Annotated in this window: 17 protein-coding genes and 1 tRNA gene; 4 read left to right on the top strand and 14 right to left on the bottom strand. The window is 50.7% G+C overall.

All coding sequences use genetic code 11. The features are described 5' to 3' along the window. Positions 1-90: 90 nt before the first annotated feature. The 7 genes from clpP to ACJJIO_RS02165 all read right to left on the bottom strand — a co-directional run bounded on the left by clpP (position 91) and on the right by ACJJIO_RS02165 (position 8,872). Positions 91-732, bottom strand: coding sequence for an ATP-dependent Clp endopeptidase proteolytic subunit ClpP (gene clpP, locus ACJJIO_RS02135; protein ID WP_252085379.1), 642 nt, complete (start codon positions 730-732; stop codon positions 91-93). Between the two features lie 186 nt (positions 733-918). Then, on the bottom strand, positions 919-2,232 hold the full coding sequence (gene tig / locus ACJJIO_RS02140; RefSeq protein ID WP_444885418.1) for a trigger factor: 1,314 nt from the start codon (positions 2,230-2,232) through the stop codon (positions 919-921). 183 nt (positions 2,233-2,415) lie between these two features. Continuing rightward, a tRNA-Leu gene (locus tag ACJJIO_RS02145) sits at positions 2,416-2,500 on the bottom strand. A 169-nt stretch (positions 2,501-2,669) separates the two neighbouring features. Next, positions 2,670-3,845: an acetyl-CoA C-acyltransferase FadA gene (gene fadA, locus ACJJIO_RS02150; protein ID WP_444890727.1), complete on the bottom strand. Its 1,176-nt coding sequence runs from the start codon at positions 3,843-3,845 to the stop codon at positions 2,670-2,672. An 11-nt stretch (positions 3,846-3,856) separates the two neighbouring features. Further along, complete coding sequence (gene fadB, locus ACJJIO_RS02155; RefSeq protein WP_444910007.1) at positions 3,857-6,013, bottom strand: fatty acid oxidation complex subunit alpha FadB; 2,157 nt, start codon at positions 6,011-6,013, stop codon at positions 3,857-3,859. A 279-nt stretch (positions 6,014-6,292) separates the two neighbouring features. Further along, positions 6,293-6,922, bottom strand: a complete 630-nt coding sequence (locus ACJJIO_RS02160; protein ID WP_444910008.1) for a helix-turn-helix domain-containing protein — start codon at positions 6,920-6,922, stop codon at positions 6,293-6,295. Between the two features lie 93 nt (positions 6,923-7,015). After that, complete coding sequence (locus ACJJIO_RS02165; RefSeq protein WP_444904395.1) at positions 7,016-8,872, bottom strand: beta-ketoacyl synthase; 1,857 nt, start codon at positions 8,870-8,872, stop codon at positions 7,016-7,018. A 137-nt stretch (positions 8,873-9,009) separates the two neighbouring features. Between ACJJIO_RS02165 and ACJJIO_RS02170 the strand changes: the two genes are divergently transcribed. Continuing rightward, positions 9,010-9,996 (top strand): GlxA family transcriptional regulator, encoded by a 987-nt coding sequence (locus ACJJIO_RS02170; protein WP_444885423.1) that lies wholly within the window; start codon positions 9,010-9,012, stop codon positions 9,994-9,996. On the opposite strand, the gene ACJJIO_RS02175 is transcribed toward ACJJIO_RS02170, so the two are convergent. Both ACJJIO_RS02175 and ACJJIO_RS02180 read right to left on the bottom strand, forming a co-directional pair. Beyond that, complete coding sequence (locus ACJJIO_RS02175; RefSeq protein WP_444910009.1) at positions 9,976-10,629, bottom strand: class I SAM-dependent methyltransferase; 654 nt, start codon at positions 10,627-10,629, stop codon at positions 9,976-9,978. The genes ACJJIO_RS02170 and ACJJIO_RS02175 overlap by 21 nt on opposite strands. A 1-nt stretch (position 10,630) precedes the next feature. Then, positions 10,631-11,122: an Hsp20 family protein gene (locus ACJJIO_RS02180; RefSeq protein WP_252085371.1), complete on the bottom strand. Its 492-nt coding sequence runs from the start codon at positions 11,120-11,122 to the stop codon at positions 10,631-10,633. Between the two features lie 147 nt (positions 11,123-11,269). On the opposite strand from ACJJIO_RS02180, the gene thpR reads away from it, so the two are divergent. Further along, on the top strand, positions 11,270-11,860 hold the full coding sequence (gene thpR / locus ACJJIO_RS02185; protein ID WP_444910010.1) for an RNA 2',3'-cyclic phosphodiesterase: 591 nt from the start codon (positions 11,270-11,272) through the stop codon (positions 11,858-11,860). Between the two features lie 65 nt (positions 11,861-11,925). On the opposite strand, the gene ACJJIO_RS02190 is transcribed toward thpR, so the two are convergent. Then, positions 11,926-12,867: a hypothetical protein gene (locus ACJJIO_RS02190; RefSeq protein ID WP_444910011.1), complete on the bottom strand. Its 942-nt coding sequence runs from the start codon at positions 12,865-12,867 to the stop codon at positions 11,926-11,928. Between the two features lie 541 nt (positions 12,868-13,408). On the opposite strand from ACJJIO_RS02190, the gene ACJJIO_RS02195 reads away from it, so the two are divergent. Beyond that, positions 13,409-13,762 carry an HPF/RaiA family ribosome-associated protein gene (locus ACJJIO_RS02195; protein WP_252085368.1) on the top strand — a complete coding sequence of 118 codons (354 nt, stop codon included), beginning with the start codon at positions 13,409-13,411 and terminating at the stop codon, positions 13,760-13,762. Between the two features lie 166 nt (positions 13,763-13,928). On the opposite strand, the gene gorA is transcribed toward ACJJIO_RS02195, so the two are convergent. Then, the gene (gorA, locus tag ACJJIO_RS02200) at positions 13,929-15,284 is read right to left on the bottom strand and encodes a glutathione-disulfide reductase (RefSeq protein WP_444910012.1); all 1,356 of its coding nucleotides are present in this window, start codon (positions 15,282-15,284) and stop codon (positions 13,929-13,931) included. Between the two features lie 229 nt (positions 15,285-15,513). Between gorA and ACJJIO_RS02205 the strand changes: the two genes are divergently transcribed. Then, positions 15,514-16,026: a hypothetical protein gene (locus tag ACJJIO_RS02205; RefSeq protein WP_252085366.1), complete on the top strand. Its 513-nt coding sequence runs from the start codon at positions 15,514-15,516 to the stop codon at positions 16,024-16,026. A gap of 66 nt (positions 16,027-16,092) precedes the next feature. On the opposite strand, the gene ACJJIO_RS02210 is transcribed toward ACJJIO_RS02205, so the two are convergent. From ACJJIO_RS02210 to ACJJIO_RS02220, 3 genes are all read right to left on the bottom strand, one after another. After that, positions 16,093-17,229 carry a TIGR01620 family protein gene (locus tag ACJJIO_RS02210; RefSeq protein WP_444910013.1) on the bottom strand — a complete coding sequence of 379 codons (1,137 nt, stop codon included), beginning with the start codon at positions 17,227-17,229 and terminating at the stop codon, positions 16,093-16,095. After that, on the bottom strand, positions 17,229-18,698 hold the full coding sequence (locus ACJJIO_RS02215) for a YcjX family protein (protein ID WP_444910014.1): 1,470 nt from the start codon (positions 18,696-18,698) through the stop codon (positions 17,229-17,231). Before ACJJIO_RS02215 ends, ACJJIO_RS02210 begins: the two co-directional genes overlap by 1 nt. A gap of 104 nt (positions 18,699-18,802) precedes the next feature. Further along, complete coding sequence (locus ACJJIO_RS02220) at positions 18,803-19,612, bottom strand: GIN domain-containing protein (RefSeq protein ID WP_444910015.1); 810 nt, start codon at positions 19,610-19,612, stop codon at positions 18,803-18,805. Between the last annotated feature and the right edge of the window lie 52 nt (positions 19,613-19,664).

The following is a 19,664-nucleotide window of genomic DNA, read 5'->3' on the forward strand; positions in this document are numbered from 1 at the left end:
TTTTTTCAAGCCCCCTCTGCCTGAGAAATGACTTTGAAAGAACTCAGGTTCTCTCTTCACGCCTTTAGCAAAATATTTTTGTTGATAGTGTTACTTTTCAAGAGCCTGACGGCGGGAAAGTACATCATCCACTAGACCATACTCCTTCGCCTCATCGGCACTCAGGAAGTGGTCACGCTCAGTATCTCTCTCAATATCACTGACCGGACGGCCAGAATGGTGGGCCATCAACTCATTTAAGCGATGACGAATTTTGAGGATTTCCTGAGCATGAATATGAATATCGCTAGCCTGTCCTTGAGCGCCACCACTGGGCTGATGGATCATCACCCGGGAGTTAGGGGTGGCAAACCGCTTACCTGGCGCTCCCGCCGTCAACAGGAAGGCTCCCATGCTGCAAGCCTGACCAATACACATGGTGCTCACATCCGGCTTGATAAACTGCATGGTGTCATAAATGGACATACCTGCAGTTACAGATCCACCGGGGGAGTTGATATACAGATGAATGTCTTTATCAGGATTTTCTGCTTCGAGAAACAGTAACTGGGCAACTACCAGATTAGCCATGTGGTCTTCCACAGGGCCAACCAAGAAAATAACCCTTTCCTTCAATAGACGTGAGTAGATATCAAAGGAACGCTCACCCCTGGCAGTTTGTTCTACCACCATGGGCACCAAACCAGTTGCTAAGGGGTCAATTGAGGCTTGGGGATAATCGATTCGTGCCATAGGTACCATTGCTTCCTTTTGTGGCGTGTTCGGCAGGCCAGCATGCAAGCGCTAGGCGCCCGTGCTGAAAATTAGGTTTTCAGAGCTTAACCGGTCAGGCAGGATAAAGCCAGCCGGTAAAAAGGAAGGAGATGCAACGACGCCCGACTGAAGCGGGCGCCAATGCATTCGGAGATAAAGGGATAATTAACCCTGCTTCTGCGGCTTGATCACGTCGTCATAAGTACTTTTAACTTCTTCGACTTTTGCAGACTTCAGTACAAAATCTACAACCTGATCTTCCAGAACTACCGATTCAACTCCAGAGAGTAGCTCGCGGTTATTGTAGTAGTATTCAACCACTTCTTCCGGTTGCTGGTAGGTAGAAGCCAGCTCCTCAACCTTAGCTTTCACCAGGTCAGCATCTACAGACAGTTCGTTTTTCTTAACGATCTCACCAACAACAAGACCTAGAACTACACGACGCTTGGCCTGTTCTTCGAACATAGTGTCCGGCAACATACGCTCAGCATCTTCAGCTTTGATCTGGCCACCAAACTGCTGAACCATTTGTCCACGCAGAGTGCTAACCTCACCTGCGACCAGTGCAGAAGGCAATTCGACCGGGTGCTGTTCAAACAACTGGTCCATCACCTGAGTTTTAACCTTGTTCAGCGCTGCGTTTTTCAGCTCACGCTCCATGTTACCGCGAACTTCTTCGCGGAACTTCTCTTCTCCACCCTCCTGAACACCATATGCAGCGAAGAATTCTTCATTCAGCTCGGGCAGCTCAGGCTTTTCAGAAGAGGTAACTTTAATATTGAAGGTTACCGCAGCACCACGTAGCTCTTCAGCTTGGTAGTCTTCAGGGAAGGTCAGGTCCAGATCTTTCTCTTCACCGGGCTTCATGCCGAGGATACCTTCCTCAAAACCGGGGATCATCTGGCCGGAGCCCAGTACCAACTGGTGACCTTCGGCCTTACCGCCTTCAAACTCTTCGCCATCTTTACGGCCCAAGAAGTTGATCACAACACGATCACCTTTTTGTGCCTTGCGCTTGGTATCCTTCCAGGAAGACTGCTGTTTGCGCAGCACATCAACCATATTGTTAACATCCGCATCAGTTACTTCTGCAACTGGACGCTCAACGCTAACCTCAGCCAAATCGGCCAATTCTACTTCTGGATAAACTTCAAAAGTGGCGACGTATTCCAGATTCTCGCCAGCTGCAGTTTGCTTTGCCTCAATGCTTGGCTGACCGGCAGGCTTAACTTCTTCCTGCTGAACCGCATCGTAGAAGGAACGGCTCATAACCTCGCCGAGCACTTCCTGGCGAACGCCGGCACCAAAGCGCTGACGCACAACTTTCATCGGCACCTTGCCTTTGCGGAAACCGTTTATACGAACAGTCTTAGCCGCCTGCTGAAGGCGCTTGTCCACTTCTTTATCGACGACTTCCGCCGGCAAGTTGACCGTTAAGCGACGCTCCAGACCGGAAGTAGTTTCGATGGAAACCTGCATGTTTATCCTCGTGAGACTATCTCTTTAATCGCGCCGCAGCGCCAACGAATACCGGGTCACCGAGACTTAGTCAGCAACCTCATGGGGAAACATCAAAACAATATTTTGAGCTTCCGCCAAATACACAAGAAGCCCGCACCCACCCCTCCAGGGTAAGTCACACGGACTTCAAGGTTTTTGATTTGGTGGGGACGGGGAGACTCGAACTCCCACACCTTTCGGCACCAGAACCTAAATCTGGCGTGTCTACCAATTTCACCACGTCCCCGAAACTCTCTTACCGCTAACCCATTGATATATATAGGGTTTCGATCTTTTTTAAGACCTCATCGCGACAAGGGGTGCAGATTGTGCCACAGCATTTTAAAGGCATCAACACTTTACTGAAAAAAAATAAAAAAGGCGCCAGAAAGGCGCCTTTTGTGGGGTGAGGGAGATTAAACTCGCTCAACAATCGTGGTGATTCCCTGCCCCAAGCCGATACACATGGTGGATACACCAAGGTTTCCACCCTCGTTTTGCATAACACTCAACAAGGTACCGGTAATGCGAACGCCTGAGCAACCGAAGGGGTGGCCAAGAGCGATAGCGCCACCGTACAGGTTGACCTTCTCATCCATCTGCTCGAGCAGATCCAGGTCCTTCAGCACCGGCAGCGCCTGCGCTGCAAATGCCTCATTCAGCTCAAACTTGTCGATATCGCCGACAGTTAGACCCGCTCTCTTGAGCGCCTTCTTGGTGGAAGGCACCGGGCCATAACCCATAATGGACGGATCAACACCGGCCAGCGCCATTTCCTTCACGCGAGCAATAGGGGTCATACCCAAAGCCTGAGCACGCTCAGCGGACATTACCAGCATCACAGAAGCACCGTCGGTGATCTGAGAGGAGGTGCCAGCTGTTACCTGGCCGTGCTTCGGGTCGAATGCCGGCTTCAGTTGAGCCAGACCTTCCACGGTGGTGTCAGGACGGATGGTTTGGTCCGTCTCAACCAGGAAAGGTACGCCGTCATCGTCATGGCCTTCAATAGCGATAATTTCGCGATTGAATTTGCCAGCCTTGGTAGCCTCAGCGGCACGATGGTGAGAGCGTGCGCCGAACTCATCCATCTGCTGACGCTGGATACCGTGCATCATCGCCAGGTATTCAGCCGTCATACCCATGGAGCCGGCAGCTTTAGCCATATAGCGACCCAGCATTGGGTTGGGGCTAACATGCTCCATCATGTTCAGATGACCCATGTGCTCAACACCACCCACAACGTACACATCGCCAACGCCAGCCTGGATGTTGGCAGCTGCAGTATGCAGGGAGGACATAGAGGAGCCGCACAGGCGGTTGACGGTTTGCGCCGGGATAGTGTGTGGCAGACCTGCGCGCAGCAGGATAAAGCGAGCGACGTTAAAGCCCTGCTCATCGCGCTGCATAACACAGCCCCAGATCAGGTCATCGATCTCGGCAGGATCGAGCTTGTCATTGCGCTGCATGAACTTTTTCAGCAGTTCAGCGGACATATCATCGGCGCGAACATGGCGATATACACCATTCTTCGAGCGACCCATGGCCGTACGCGCGTAGTCGACGATTACGGCATCTCTAGGATTTAAACTCATCGCTATTCTCCTTACTTGTCGCCGTAGTAGGTTTTGCCACTTGCGGCCATTTCACGCATGCGATCGGTCGGCTTGTACAGCTCACCCAGATCGGCGTACTTATCGGCAATCTTCACGAACTCATCCAGACCAATACTGTCCAGCCACGCGAAGATTCCACCGCGGAATGGAGGGAAGCCAATGCCGTAGATCAGCGCCATATCGGCTTCAGCCGGGGAATCAACGATACCCTCTTCCAAGCAGCGAGCCAGCTCGGTGGCCATAGGCACCATCATGCGCTCGATAATTTCGTCTTTTTCAAACTCGCGACGCTCAGCCACGTGCGGCTTAAGCAGCGCGTAGGACTCTTCGGTAGCCACTTTCTTCGGGCGACCTTTTTTGTCCTGCTCGTAGTTGTAGAAGCCTTTGTTGTTCTTCTGGCCGTAACGACCCGCTTCATACATAACGTCGGAAGCAGCGGTAAAGGTTTTACCCATGCGATCGGGGAAGCCTTCAGCCATTACGCTTTCCGCGTGAACACCGGTATCGATTCCGACAACATCCATCAGGTAAGCGGGCCCCATCGGCCAACCCCAGCGCTCCATCACCTTGTCAACGGCCTGGAAGTCAGCGCCATCGCGCACCAGCATGGAGAAACCGGCAAAGTAAGGGAAGAGAACGCGGTTAACCAGGAATCCCGGACAGTCGCGTACAACAATAGCTTTCTTGCCCATCTTGTTTGCGTAGGCAACAACGCGAGCTACAGCTGTGTCGGAAGTTTTCTCTCCGCGAATCACCTCAACCAGCGGCATTTTGTGCACTGGGTTGAAAAAGTGCATGCCGAGGAAGTTTTCCGGGCGGGAGAGCGGCTCAGCCAGCTGGTTAATAGAAATAGTGGAGGTGTTAGAAGCGATTACAGTGTCTTCGCTTACTTTGGTTTCCACTTCTTTCAATACTGCGTGCTTCACCTTGGGATTTTCAACCACGGCTTCCACAACAACATCGATATCGTTGAAGCCGTCGTAGCTCAAGGTAGGCTCGATACGGTTGAGCACTTCACCCATTTTAACGGGGGTCAGGCGCTTGCGATCAACCAGCTTGGACAGCAGCTTGTTCGCCTCATTCAGACCAAGGTCGATACCCTTCTGGTCGATATCCTTCATCTTGATCGGAGTGCCCTTGTAGGCAGACTGGTAAGCGATACCGCCACCCATAATGCCAGCACCCAATACTGCCGCACGCTCAATCGGCTTATCGGCTTTCTTCTCCCAACCTTTGGCAACCTTGCTGATTGCCTGGTCAGCCAGGAACAGCCCTACCAAAGATTTCGCAGTGCCAGTCTGCGCGCAGAAAATAAACTTCTCTTGCTCGATTTTCAGCGCTTCATCGCGAGTCAGCTTGTAGCCCTGCTCGATTGACTCAACCGCAGCTACAGGAGAAGGGTAGTTTTTGCCCGCCTGCTGACCCACAAATGCCTTGGTGGTAAAGAAGGCCATCAGCGCTTCGGTATCATTCAAGGGGATCGGAGATTTCTTGAGTTCGCGAATGGCTTTGTAGTCCAGCTCGCCATTGATAGCGCGCTCAAGCAGCTTGACCGCTGCATCTTTGAGTTTGCCAGTGGGGATCACCGCATCAACAGCGTGAGCCTCCAGAGCGGCAGCCGGCTTCTGCTCTTTACCTGCTGCAATCCACTCAGCAGCGACATCAACACCCACTACACGCGGCAGGCGAACGGTGCCGCCCCAGCCCGGGATCAAGCCCAGTTTAACTTCCGGAAGGCCAACTTTGGCCTCTTCGCCCATCAGGCGGAAGTCACAGCCAAGACACACTTCAAAACCACCACCGAGCGCGTAGCCATTAATTGCCACCGCAGTCGGTACCGGCAGATCTTCCAGACGGTTGATATTTTCGTTGTTCTGATTCATCAGATCAGCAACGCCCTCTGCGCCTGCAGAAAAAGCACCGCCAAACTCAGTGATATCAGCACCGACAATAAAGACGCTCTTGCCACTGGTCAGCAGCACACCTTTGATGCCATCTGCTGCTTCAATTGCATCCAGAGCCTGAGAGAATTCGGAAACCGTTTGGCGGTTGAACTTGTTGACGGATTCGCCTTGCAGGTCGAATTTAAGCTCGGCGATGCCGTTATCCAGCATCTGAACCGTGAGCGCTTTGCCACTAAATAACATTGATTGACCTCTTTTATTCTGGGCCGCAATCCTGGACCCGGGGTCGGAATTTTTTTGCAACCAAGGGCCGCCCCGCAGTGTGCGGTGACACTTTGGCCCAATATGGTCAGCCGTAGTATAGCCAGATTCAAACGATTGTTTGAATACTATTTCTTACAAAAGAACTGGCACCAAGAGCGCCAAAGTACAGAAAACAACCAGCCATATCTCACAGGCTGGTCACACAGGCGGAGCCAGTCTATCGCGGATCAATCCACCTTTTCAGCACGGTGGCGTAAATCACCCTTTATAGAAAGACTCGTTTGGACGGGAAGCGCAGGGAATATTCGATGAGGGAGTGGCAGCCACGGCACTGAAAACCACACAGTCAATACTTCCGGGGTTGCGGAAGCGATGTGGGCGCCGTGCATTTAAGTAATAACCATCCCCCTCCTCTAGCAGGGCAAACTCTGATCCTGCTGTAACCTCCAGCTCTCCAGCAATAACAATCCCCCCCACCTCCCCATTGAGTAGCAATTGGCCTGAACCGGTATCCTGCCCAGCGGGAAACACTTTACGGAGGATTGTCATGGCGCGAACCTGGCGGGAGCCGCCGAGCAAATGACAGAAAACCCGACCATTACCAATATCGGGCATTTCATTGGCGCGAAAAAAAATTTGTTCTGGCTCGACAAGTTCCAGGGAGAAAAACTCAGCCAGAGACATGGGCACACTATTCAATATCTTCTCAAGCGATCCCACAGATGGGCTGACCCGACCCTGCTCTATAAAAGACACAGTGGCATTGGTAACGCCCGCTTGCCGCGCAAGTTGTCGCTGGGAAATCCCATAAATTTTTCGCACCAGCTTCAGTCGGGCACCAAGATCCCCGGCATCTCTAACTTCACTACAAACATCCATGTCTGACATTGAATCTCTCACTCCGCCAACTGCCAAAGGAGGTTTCCCCCTTAATTGGCAGGAAAAATTTTAAGCATCATACATTACCGATGCACGGGCCTTTTAAACCATATCGGTAAAGGGGTTATCAACATCGAGCTCTACAGGAGGGAACCCTGGAAATGAGACCTTATCGACAGAAAGACCTATTTGAGCATCATCTACCAGCCCCTCTCCAAAACGGTAGATAGTTTGTAAATCTCCTCTGCTTGCTTTTTCATCGTACGCTACAGCATGCTCCACGACAGACTCATTTTTTCTATGATGAGCAAGCATCTTTTTTGACCCGTAGCGTTTTTCCAGCATTGAGCGGGTCAAGTGAGGAGAGAGTACAGCCGCAGTCGCATTATTCCCCCCAAAACCTTTAGAGTTCAGGAAAGCGAGATCCAGTGAAGCGGGATCTCTCTCCACATGCTCACAAGAGATCTGCAGGTTATTCTGGTGAACATCATCTGCCACTCTGTCAATCGTGACGATACCCGGTAAAATTCCCCTATCAAAAACTCCCAGGGTCGAAATTAACTGGTCACCACTCGCCACCGCTATCGTGTGCCCAAGATAAGCTTTAACAGCACAAACCGGCCATTCCTGCACACCAAAAACGGAAGCCAAGCGATCGAGGATCGCAGACTCTGTTACGCGATTTTGCGGTGTGCTAGATCCATGGGCCTGAACAAAACTGCGCTTCTTCAGACTTTCATCCCCGACAATAGCTTTCGACTCCGCCATCGCCCTGGCCATCGTTAGATAATTACCTGGCCCCGGTGCGGAAATCGACTTTTTGAAGCCATCAGCATTGATATACACCCCTGTAACTGCACCGTGGACACTCGCCCCCAGTTCAACAGCCAAAGCGTCATCCATTAAGATGGCCCACTGGGTACCCTCCCCCAAAGTAAAACCGCAATTCTCCCCAAACGGGCGACTAGTGCGGCGGAAGTCCACTTCGCCCGAAGAAATCTTTCGCAGATTTTCAGTGGTAGCGAGCGCTCCCATGGTAGAGTAACCATCAACAATCTCGGGAACCAATGGCGCTTCAGTAGCACCAACAACGGCCACTCTGGCCCGACCACTGCGAATATCCTCTACCCCTGCGCGCAAATTGTACAAATAGCTCGCACAAGCTCCGGTAACCGCCCCAGTAGATCCAACATTACCCAACACATAGGCGTTCACAAAGTCTGCCGGCATACTATTCAGCCCAAGCGCCAACTGCTTGGAGCTAACCCTGGAACCGCGCAAGCGGGACTGCATCAAGCCCCCGTTTCCATAGGGGTCGAGTTGACTCATCGCTGAGGAGGCGTAAACAGAAATATTACCGGGACCAGCTGCAGCAACAACATCCTGCCAATCCACCCCCATAGAGAGAACAGCATCAGATGCCCCCAACACTGCCAACTGCAATCCCCTCGGGTGGAATCGGGAATTGTAAAGCTCACCAGGCTCAAAGCCTGTGGGCAGCTGTCCTGCCGCCCCCACTGGGATCTCGCGAAAGCTATCCAGCATGACTGACAAACTTGATGTAGCCACACGAACCCTACCACTACCAATAGTCTCCACTTGCCATCCTTCTGGCAGTGGATGGGGCAGTTGGCGGGTAGAAATCTCAAAAGAAATACCAGCGGGATTTGAAAGATTCGCCGCCTGGTGAAAATGACACCTGTGATAATCGTAGATTCGCGCTTCCAATTCTCGCACCAAGGTGCCCTTGAGAACCTTTTCCTCCAGCGCTGACTCGAGGGGGCCTTTGGCCTCGACGCCTGTACGCAACCCCATCAATGCGGCGAGATCAGAAAGCGTATCAGTCCGCTCCCTCTGTCCGAGTTTGTCGAGCACCATGCGGGCATAGCCCCGGTGAAAGGAGCTGCGTCCTGCAGGGTTAAAACCACCGAACGCGGTAATTACGGGAAGGCGCTGCATCCTGACCTCCAGCCAAGCTAAACACTACAAATTTGATATTTGGGAGTGTAGGGGCTGGCGATTCCGTCCAGTTATGGGCATACTGGCCAGCAAAATTGAGTGTTTTGGCCAATGGCGCAACCCCGCCTGAGTATGTAATGCGAACGGTTACCTTTCTTCTGATTGATCAAATGCTGGCCACCGGCACAGTTCTGCCCTTAGAAATGCTGCGCGGTGCCGAAAGCCGCGCCCGAGTGGAAAGGCTGGCAGAGCCCTTGCGCCTAGTAACAGCCAGCATAGATGGACAAGCGGTAAAAACCCGCTGCGGCTTTACCTTTCAACCTGACGTGTCTTTGGAAGAGGCACCAGACAGCGACTTGATCTACATTCCTGCGCTTTGGCGCAATCCCCGCCCAGCCCTGAAGCGCAGTGGAAAGCTTTTAAGATGGCTACGGAGCCAGGCCGAAGGTGGAGCTGCGATCAACGCCGTGGGTACTGGAGTTTGCTTTCTAGCCGAGGCAGGCCTCCTTGATGGCAAACCCGCCACTACACACTGGCACTATTTCGACCAGTTCAGCGCGGACTACCCAAAAGTTAAATTGAAGCGCCAGTATTTTATCACTCAGGCTGACAAACTTTTTTGTGCCGCCAGCGTAAATGCCTTGGCAGATGTCACGGTTCATATGATTCGCCAGCTCTATGGAGCCGCTGTAGCCAGTCATGTGGAGCGTAACTTCTCCCATGAAATTCGCCGGCCATTTGAGGAAATTGCTTACTCAGAAGGTTCCGTGCATCTACACCCAGACGAGGATATTGTACAGGCCCAGGCATGGCTAAAAGAGCACTGCAATACCGAGGTGCGCCTCAGTGAGGTGGCACAAATGTTCGACATGAGTGTGCGCTCCTTCAACCGCCGCTTTAAATTAGCTACAGGACAGACACCGCTGCAATATTTGCAAAATGTTCGCGTAGATATGGCTCGGGAACTGCTGCAATCCAGTAATCTATCCGTGAATGAAATTGCCGAAAAAGTTGGCTACCAGGATATGGGGCACTTCACTGCACTGTTCAAAAAATTCCTTGCTACTACACCAAGCGAATATCGGGCCACCGTCAGAGCCAAGCTATTCCGGGTCAATACCTGATTTCTTCAGGAAGATAACATCACTATCTGCAAAGTGTAGTTCCGCGCCTAATTTTCGCGACAGCCATTGAAAGGTTTCAACACAAAAGAAGGAAATATGTGTTGGGTCGCGAATATAATGCCAGCTGGCAAAGCGTTCTCGAGAAATAACCAGCTTGGTCATCAGTGCCAGCACACCGCCAAAACGTAATCGTGCCCACAAAGCCGACAACTCATCGCCAGGCGCGCTCAAGTGCTCCACCACTTCTGTCGCCACTATGAAGTCGTAGCTTTTTTCCTGCATCCGACGCTCAGGGAAGTAATAACGGTCGAACAACTCAACTTTATGGCCCTGCTCCTCTAAAATTCGCGCCAACAGTGGTGCTGGCCCACAACCAAAATCCAGCCCCACACTAGCAGCAGAAAGCTCTTTCAATAAGGGCTTGGCGCAACGGCTTAGGAAACGGCGATACCCTTCATCCTCCATAGAATTTTCATGCAGATTGTAATAGGCATGCTCTTCAACTGGAGTCAAATGATATTCTGCGGGTACAAACACCAATTCGCAGTTATTACATTGGTAATAACTGCGAAATTTATCTCGATAATAGAATTGTGCCGCGCGATGGCGGCACAGGGGGCAAGAAAGTGTCAACTTATGCAGCTACCGTGTCAGGCTTTTTTTTCGCCGTGACGCTTTCAGCCTGCTCATGATTCAGTAAAGCGCCTTCACTGATCTGGATTTTTCGAGGCTTCATCGCTTCAGGTATTTCTCTAACCAGCTCTATATGAAGCAGGCCGTTGGCAAGCTTCGCATCAGTCACTTTGACGTGATCTGCTAGCTGGAAGCGTCGCTCAAAATTTCTCGCAGCAATTCCTCGATGGAGAAAGTTTCTTTGTGCAATATCTTCTGGTTTTTTACCGCTCACACTTAAGCGATTTTGCTCAACCTGAATATCGAGTTCAGATTGCTCAAACCCAGCCACAGCCATAGTAATTCTATAGCTATCTTCACCAGTAAGTTCTATATCATAGGGAGGGTATGAGGGTTGTTTTTGCTCACTGGAGCTCATTGCATCCAGCAGGCTGGCCATACGATCAAAACCAATTGCAGATCGATACAGAGGGGAAAAATCAAAATTACGCATAGTTATATCCTCAATTCAGAGCAATATTCAATTTTGCTCGCCAATAAGCACGAGCATTGCTAACGGGGCACTTTCACACTCAAAGCTACCAACCGTACTCAATAGGTATGGGCCACAAGTTTTATTTCAAGGCCCCAAAGGGAAAAAATGCAAAGAGAAGAAAATTTGCCAGATCAATCCACTAGCAGATTATTTATTGGTATTAAACCTGATGTGGCATCACAAACGTTCCTAGACGAGATAACCACTCAGTGCCAAAAGCAGCTAAAAGGCACATCTACTAGCCATATACGCTGGACAACCCCCAATAACTGGCACCTGACCTTAGCTTTTCTTGGAAGCACTCCGAAAGAAAGAATCCCCCAGCTTAAGCAGGGGCTTATTGAGCTTGCACACTGCAAAAGAAGTTTTCAAAGTAGGATTTGTTCTTTAACTCCTTTCCCAAAACAGCACTCCAAAATTCTTGCTGTAGAATTAGCCCTAAATCCTAATTTAACTAAACTCCATGAGGAATGCCGGCAATTTATTGGCGAGCTTGGAATGGAACCAGAAAGCCAGGAATATCGACCCCATATCACCTTAGCGCGCAGTCGCAATAAAGAGGGTTTTCGGCACATTGCACCGCGCAACCTAAACTCATCCGTGTTAGTCGAAAATGTCATTCTTTATGAGAGCGTTCCCCAGGCAGGGAAAAGTCACTACCACTCCTTACTCAAAGCACCCTTACTAAATGACTAAAGCACAGAATAAAAAAAGCCCGCACTGAGCGGGCTTTTTGCATCCTCCTGAGAGGCTGGAGCTTCCTATTTGAGAGCGTCTAAGGCATATTCTGGATACATCACCAAACGGGGACGTGAAAGGCGCCGAGCATCAAAAATAAAAACATAGCGTTCGCCATCATCTTCTGCGGGTATAGTACGACGGAACTTCCAAGTATTGATTTTGTACGTCTGCCTACCCGCCTCAACTGTTGCCACCAAACGATATTGGTTTTTCCCCAGGAACTCAAAAGGTTGGCGATCCCCACTTGACGGCTTCAGAAGCAAACTGCGGAAAGTCTGTTTGTTTTCCCCCTCTTTATCGGAAAGTAAAAGACTTAGACGTTTCTGTTCCCGCTCCACATAGGCAAGCAACTCGGGGTCAATATCTCTCTTAACAGTCGGAACCGGCTCAGGTTGCACCTGTCGTTTCTGGGGTTTCTCAATTGCCGCTGTCTTCAGCTTAGGAGGCTTTTGCTTTGCTGCTTCAGCTTTAGCACTTCTTGCCAAAGCGGCACGCCTCTCAGAAGCCTCTGCCTTGGCCAGCATAGAATCCACCACCTGGCTAATCTTATCCTGCTGGGCAGAAACCTTGGCCTTGGTCTCGGCAATGCCTTTTTTCTCTTCGTCAAGCCTAGCCAAAAGCTCTTGGTGGTTCACCTTGATAAACTCTAAGCGTCGGCTGCGGCTATCCACCCCTCGCTCGGCCATTGCAAAGCCGTGCTTGGCTTTGGTCAGGCGACGCTCAGAATCTGAGGTGCCATTGGATTCATGGAGCCTACGCGCCTCCTCAAGCTCGACACGGCTCGCCTCATACTCTTTGCGAAGCTCGTTGAGAGATTCCTGCGCACGCTCGAGCTTATACTCATAAGAGAGCAGTTCATTCTCAATATCTTCCAGCTCAACCTGCCTGTTTTCCAGGGACTGCTCCAGGCGCGCCAGTCGGTTTTTTTCCACAGTGAGGTTTGACTGCGCCTGCGCTGTCATTCCGCTAAAAACTACTAAGCCCGCCAAGAAGAGCGAGCAATACCGCTTTACCGCCATTGTCCAGAACCTGTTTCTCGATTTTTCGACACTCGTAAGATAAAAGCGCAGAGGTTAAATTTTGTTCAAAACTTTATGTACTCTGTCGCAGCATTGTCAATTTTACGCAGGCCTGAGCTCGCGAGCAATGACCTCTCGTCCACCCTTTGCCCCCATTTGATGAATAATCCCCTTAAACCTAAGTACTAAAGTCGTCTTAATGACGCTTCGCCGAATTTTATGTGACATTTTCAAGCGATAGCGCTTGATTTTTTTTTTAGCGGAAGCATTATGGGTAACAGGGAGACGATCGCTGAACACAGCGGAAACCCGACCCGGACGTAAAACACCCAGAGCTGCTCAGACAGCAATTATTCGTTGCGCTACCGGCGACTCGGCGATTCAACTGCGGACTCGACCCCTCCCATTAGGGCGCCCTACCTTCTTTGAATAGCAAACCGCACAAGCGGCCTGCATGGTTTCCTATAACCGGAGGTATTTATCCATGAAATCAGCGCCTAACGATAACATTGTGTTCCGCGATATCGACAAATCTGCTGCCCTGTCAAATACGGTATCTAAAAAGTTACACAAACTGGAACGTTATTGTGGCGACATCATACATAGTCGTGTAGTTCTGGAAGCTCCCCACCAACACAAAAGCAAAGGCAAGCAATACAAAGCCTCCCTTGAACTTGCCATTAGTGGCAATCCCGTGACCATCAGTAATGAAAATGAGTCTATCCACCGAGCGGTGAATGACACATTTGCCTCCGCAGAACGCTGCCTAAAAGAGCGTAGCGAGCGCAAAAAAGCGCAGCGTCATCAGGCGCTTTATGAAGTCGAAGAAGAATCCTAGAAGAGAGCAAAAACGGCGCACCAGCGCCGTTTTTGCATTAAACCCCGCTTTAAAAGCGGGGGGGTTTTAAGATTTTTCTTTAGCAGCCCTCAATTTTAGAGCTAAATACTCAAGAGGCGCCTCGAGCATAGTCACCACAAATTATATCCACTACCAGATAAACACCTTACTGCACTGGTGTACGCATAGTGACGAACTCTTCTGCTGCCGTTGGGTGAATTCCGATGGTTTCATCAAAGACTTTTTTGGTCGCCCCCGCTTTCAAAGCAACAGCCAAGCCCTGGATAATCTCACCAGCATCATCACCAACCATATGAACACCAATCACCTTATCAGTATCGGCATCGACCACTAACTTCATTAGGGTGCGCTCGGTATTCCCACTTACTGTATGACGCATTGGTCTGAATTCTGACTTGTAAATGGTAACTCTAACTCCGGAGTCCCTGGCCTCTTCTTCTGACAACCCTACAGTTCCAATATTGGGCTGACAAAATACTGCGGTGGGAATGTTGTTATAATCAATCTCCGCAGTTGTTCCTGTGCGCCAGTGCTTTACTAGAGCCATCGCCTCCGCAAGGGCCACAGGCGTCAACTGTGGCTCACCGGTAACATCCCCAAGGGCATAGATAGAATGGACATTCGTGCGGAAATTGTCATCCACTGAGATTGTGCCATCGCGATGCAACACGACCCCTTGCTCCTGCAAACCGAGTCCTTCAGTATTGGCAACTCTGCCTGTTGCATAGAGGACCATATCCACATTTAAACTGGAGCCGTCCTCGACATGTACTAAAAAACTACCATCTTGCAACTTTTCAATGGCACTCACTTGATGGTTAAACTTCAAATCAATATTCTTTTTTACCATCTCATCACGGACAAAATGGCGAATATCGCGATCAAAGCCACGTAGGAATAAATCACGCCGGTAAGAGAGGTGTGTCTCAGCACCTAAACCAGCAAATATCCCAGCAAACTCAACGGCAATATACCCCCCACCAACAACCAGTACTCTATTGGGGAAGGCTTCCATGGAAAACACCTCATTGGAGGTCAGGATGAATTCTTTCCCAGGAATATCTGGGACAAAGGGCCAACCTCCTGTTGCTACCAGAATTCTCTGTGCCGTGTATTCGCGACCATTCACCATCACCTTATTGGCGCCAGTAATTTTGGCACGGCCGTCAATGACCGTCACATCTGAGTTTGCTAATAGGTTTCGATAAATATCGTTGAGGCGGGACACTTCACGTGCATTATTTTCACGCAATGTTGGCCAGTGAAATTCAGCCGGCGAACTGTTCCAACCATAGGCTCTAGCATCGGTGAAGTCCTCATTAAATCCACTGGCATAGACGAATAATTTTTTGGGAACGCACCCGACGTTTACGCAGGTCCCCCCCATGTAGCGATCTTCAGCCACCGCTACCTTCATTCCCTGGGCGGCAGCCATACGCGAAGCTCGTACACCACCAGAGCCCGCCCCAATCACAAATAGATCAAATTCATATTCAGCCAAAGCAAACCTCTGTCTTTAATTTATTACCTAACTTACAACGCAAGGGATACTTCCCCACAACACACCTTTCGCGCCAGAGCTGTCACTCCGCACTTAATAACCGTTGACACCTATTTGTCGCTTCTATATTCATGTGACAACTATCACAAAAAATACTTCGCTAAACAAAGTGTTAGAACAACTGAGCAGGTTTGGCGGATAGAATAACAGCCACTAGAAAGAGTAACCCATGGGCAAGACAATGAACTCTCCTTCTTTAGCCATCCTTCGAACCTTGGGGCTTTTGTCTTTGCTGATTTCAAGCTCCCTTAGCAATGCCAATACCCATCCTAGTTATCTCACAAAAGAATACTGCAGCAGTGTGGTAGAGCAGTTTGTCGGGGCAGGCATGCGCAGCCTAGACAAATATGTAAACGAGCACTTCAACCCAGAATATAAAGGCGGTATCCGCAATACAATTCGATTTCTAGAGCAGCGGCTTGAGTGGCTAAATGAATGTAACGCCTACTTGGTGGATACCAATAACGCTTACGTTTTCCATAGCCAGGACGATACTCAAAATATTTTTTCGGCGATAAACGAGTTAACTCGAGAACTGCAACATGTCCGCTCAGGCGTTGAATATCGGGACGATGCTGGAAATAACAACCCCGCCCCCTTTATCAAACGACGCTTTGCCACCCTGGCAGAATTGGTGGATCGCCACCACACACGCCTGCTGATGAAAAAGCAGTTCCAGTAGGGCCGTCACTACATCCTGAAAACATTCGGCCCGCAGTATCTTGCGGGCCTTGTCGCAGCGACGAAATCAGCTTTTTCTGGTGAACTTCGTCGCGGGCTTAGCGGGGGAGCTGCCAGCCCGACTGCCAAGCCCGACCATAGAAAAAACATCCGGCATCCGCTCTTTCAACCCGATTCCAATGCGTTTAACCAATGCGCCCAGGCGCGGGCGCTGTTTTTCAGTAAAAGGGATGGGTCTGCAGCTCTGCATCGCAGAAAGTCCAATACGCGCCACAAAAAAACTTGCGCCCACACCTTGCCCCAAACGAGTAGAAACTGTACTAACAACACTGTCGCCGACCAAATCTGGCCATATCTCGCTGATCGCATATTCACTGGCACCGCTATAAGCCACCAGCGCAAGTACTTTCTTGAAAAGGCGCCAACGCACTACAAGCGAAGGTTGAATGCCATAAATTTGTGCAACATCATCAATCATTCGTAACGATTGGCGCAGGGCAACAAGGATGTCAATACTGGCAAAAGGACTGAGACCTACCAATGCCCCAGTTGCTGTCGCGTGACGAACTACGCGGCGTTGTGCCTCCTGGTCGAGTGCATCGAGAAAAGTCACTTCCAAGTGCTGCAGTAACTCACTACTGTCATAATAATCCGGCGCCTCATCCAGTACCCGGTTGAGCAGTATACCCTGAGGTTTTCCTGAAAAATGCAGCTGCAACTGTCTACGGAGAGATTCCGCTTCTTCATGGCTGCGGCACTCTCGCATGTCGGCCGCCATTGCCTGTGTTTTTTGCAGCTTGCGCAGTGGCCGACCAGCACGGAAAAATTCCCACAGGGAACTGGCTATTGCCGCTGCAAGGCTCGCTATCACCACTCCTGCGAGAATACCAAGGCTCCAGTGCTTATCTGCCGCCCAGGTATACATCTGGCGTAATTCCCAAGCGAGTACAGCCACTATTAGTGCTACGCTTGAAAGCAGTGCCGGCTTTAACCATTTCAGGCGAAAAACAGGCAGGCGCAACTCAGAAAAGGCAATCCTATCGGGTAGTGATTCTCCCGTGGTAATAGATCTCGGAATGTCCTCCCCTTCCTCTTGCAGGGTTTCTACACGCGTAGTATCCCGGTGAGGGGCTTCACTTTCTGGTTCCTGCAGGGACTCTATCCGCGTTACCCGGCGAGGAGCCTGTTTATTCTCATCACCCATCAAACTTTATCTCCAAGCAACAAATTCAAAAGCGCATCGACGCGGATATGAGGAATGGAACCTGAGTCCATACCTTGCGGGGGGCGCAACTGGGGTGGAGCAGCCCCGGTATAATGACCCCAGCCACTCTCTTCACTGGGCAGGCGCGAGAATATCTCGGCATTCTCAAAACCCAGATAGCGACCATCCAGGTCATATCCAACCAGCATACGCCGCCCATTACGCTGATCCTCGCGGGAACAACGCACAGCAGCAATGGCTTCACTAAAGATCGGCAAGCCACGGTGGCGCGCTCCGGTAAAAGTTTGCTGCAGTTGCTGGCCAAGCAGCTGACGCAAGGCATCGTGATCAGCCGCAAGCACCTGATCAACCTTAGTCGCGGCAAAGAGCAAGCGATTCACCTTAGGACGCCATAACTTACTCAGGACCCCAGACTCTCCATAGCGGAAAGTATCGGCAATATGAGTAAAAGCCAGACGCATATCCTCCAAAGCCTGCTCACCCGCAAACAAGGTGCCGATCATATCCACCAGGACCAGCTGCCGATCGAGGTGTTTAAAATGGCTCTCGAGAAAAGGGGCCACCTTCCCCTCCACATAAGCCTCATAAAGGCGACGCAGAACCTGATAATTACTACCGTCAGGCAACTGTTTCAATTGATCGGCACTAAAGCCTCTGAGATCCAGCAGAGGTAATAGCTGATAATCCTCGTCATCCAACAATGCTCGTCCCGGCTGCAGATAGCTGAGTTTTCGCTTTTCGCGGCAGTCCAATAGAAATTGACGATATTCCCGCCACAATGACTGCAGCTCTGACTCCTTTGCCTCAGCCTCGGGGGAGAGCGCTGCCAAGCGTGTTAGCAGCCCCGGGGCCAACCCAGCGCGCGTATCGCTCGCAATAATATGGGCTTGATGGCGACACCAGTCGCGAAAATCCATTCTCAGCATCGGCAAGTCCATCAACCACTCACCTGGGTAGTCCCGCAGCTCCAGGATCAAGGTTTTATGATCGCCCCGCCCTAAACGACGATGCCGTCGCAAGTGAATGTGCAATTCCATTGCCGATACATCTCGGGTACTTTGTGGCCATCTCGGTGGATGGGACATCAAAGCACTCAAGCAGCCTTCATAGTCAAAGACTGGCAGGCCAGAATCGAGAGCAGGCTTTAACTCTGCCCCCAAAAGGTCTCCATTTAACGCTGGGGCAAAGCCCGGTAGTTGTGCTTTCTGCGGGTGACTCAACTGGTAGATAAGGCTGGTCAGCAGAGTCGATTTACCAGCCCCACTCAAACCTGTCACTCCAACACAGACACGGCGGTCCATAAGGCGCTCTGCCAACCAATGAGATTTTTCCTGCGCACCCCGCCCCCAGTGACGCAACTTTTCCTTGAGACGCTTACTGCGTTTGTCTACTTGATCTGAAGGGTACTCCAGGCTCACTTGCCCGGACCCTGTCGCCTGCGATTCCATGGGGAGTTCACTTCCAAAATAGAAAACTGGGCCGAAGAAGGTTTGGCCCTAATGAGGAGGGCACTGCGCTGTGGCAGTGCCTACTATGCAGATCAATAGAGCAGTTAGTCTACCAGTGCAACATCACCAGACCCCATAACGGAAAAAGAATCACTTTGCGGGCGTTTAAGAACGATATCCCCTGATCCCATGACCGCGCCACTGGCATTATCTGCGCGCAGGCTGCGGCCGACAAAGTCACCAGATCCCATGATACGAATATTGACATCTGCTACACGGCCACCGACTCGCATATCACCGGAGCCCCTGATTTCCGCTGAGAGCTTCTCTCCAGTGATGCCTCCGAGGAAAATATCGCCGGAACCGCTGATAGCAATCTCGCTGTTGACCGATAGTGCCTTATCGAGAATCAGGTCCCCAGAGCCTGTCACGTAAGCACTGAGATTTTCTGCCGCAGCTTTGGCAACACGCACAGTACCAGAACCCGTGACTCCGAGGTCAATGGTTTCACTTTCTAAGGTTTCTGCCACGGCCTGCCCGGAACCAGCTACCTCCAATGCCTCAACCTTTGGCATGGTGACCGTGAAGTGCACCTTCTGGTCCCTATCACGGGTAATGGTAATCACACCGAACCAGTGTTGAGTGTTGTCATCCACATACAGCTCCAGAGTGTTGCCCTTCACCTCCGCTTTGACATGGGGCATAACTTCAGCCGGACCACTGGCATTCACGGCAAAATGATCCCCCTGAATCACTTCAACGTGAGAACTGCCTCGTAGAGAAACCCGGGTAAAGCCATTGACATCGAAACTTTTAGTTTCTTTTTTATCTCCCTCAGCCTGGGCGCTGCTGAGGACAAAAAGGGCCAGCAGAGCAAACAGCGGGGCTAAAAAAGCTTTTTTCATGGTTGCCATTGCAAAATTCTCGTAATTATCACTGTTACGTATTACTTGACTACCCGAGTAT

It is taken from the genome of Microbulbifer mixtoriginis (SeqCode), assembly GCF_052467235.1.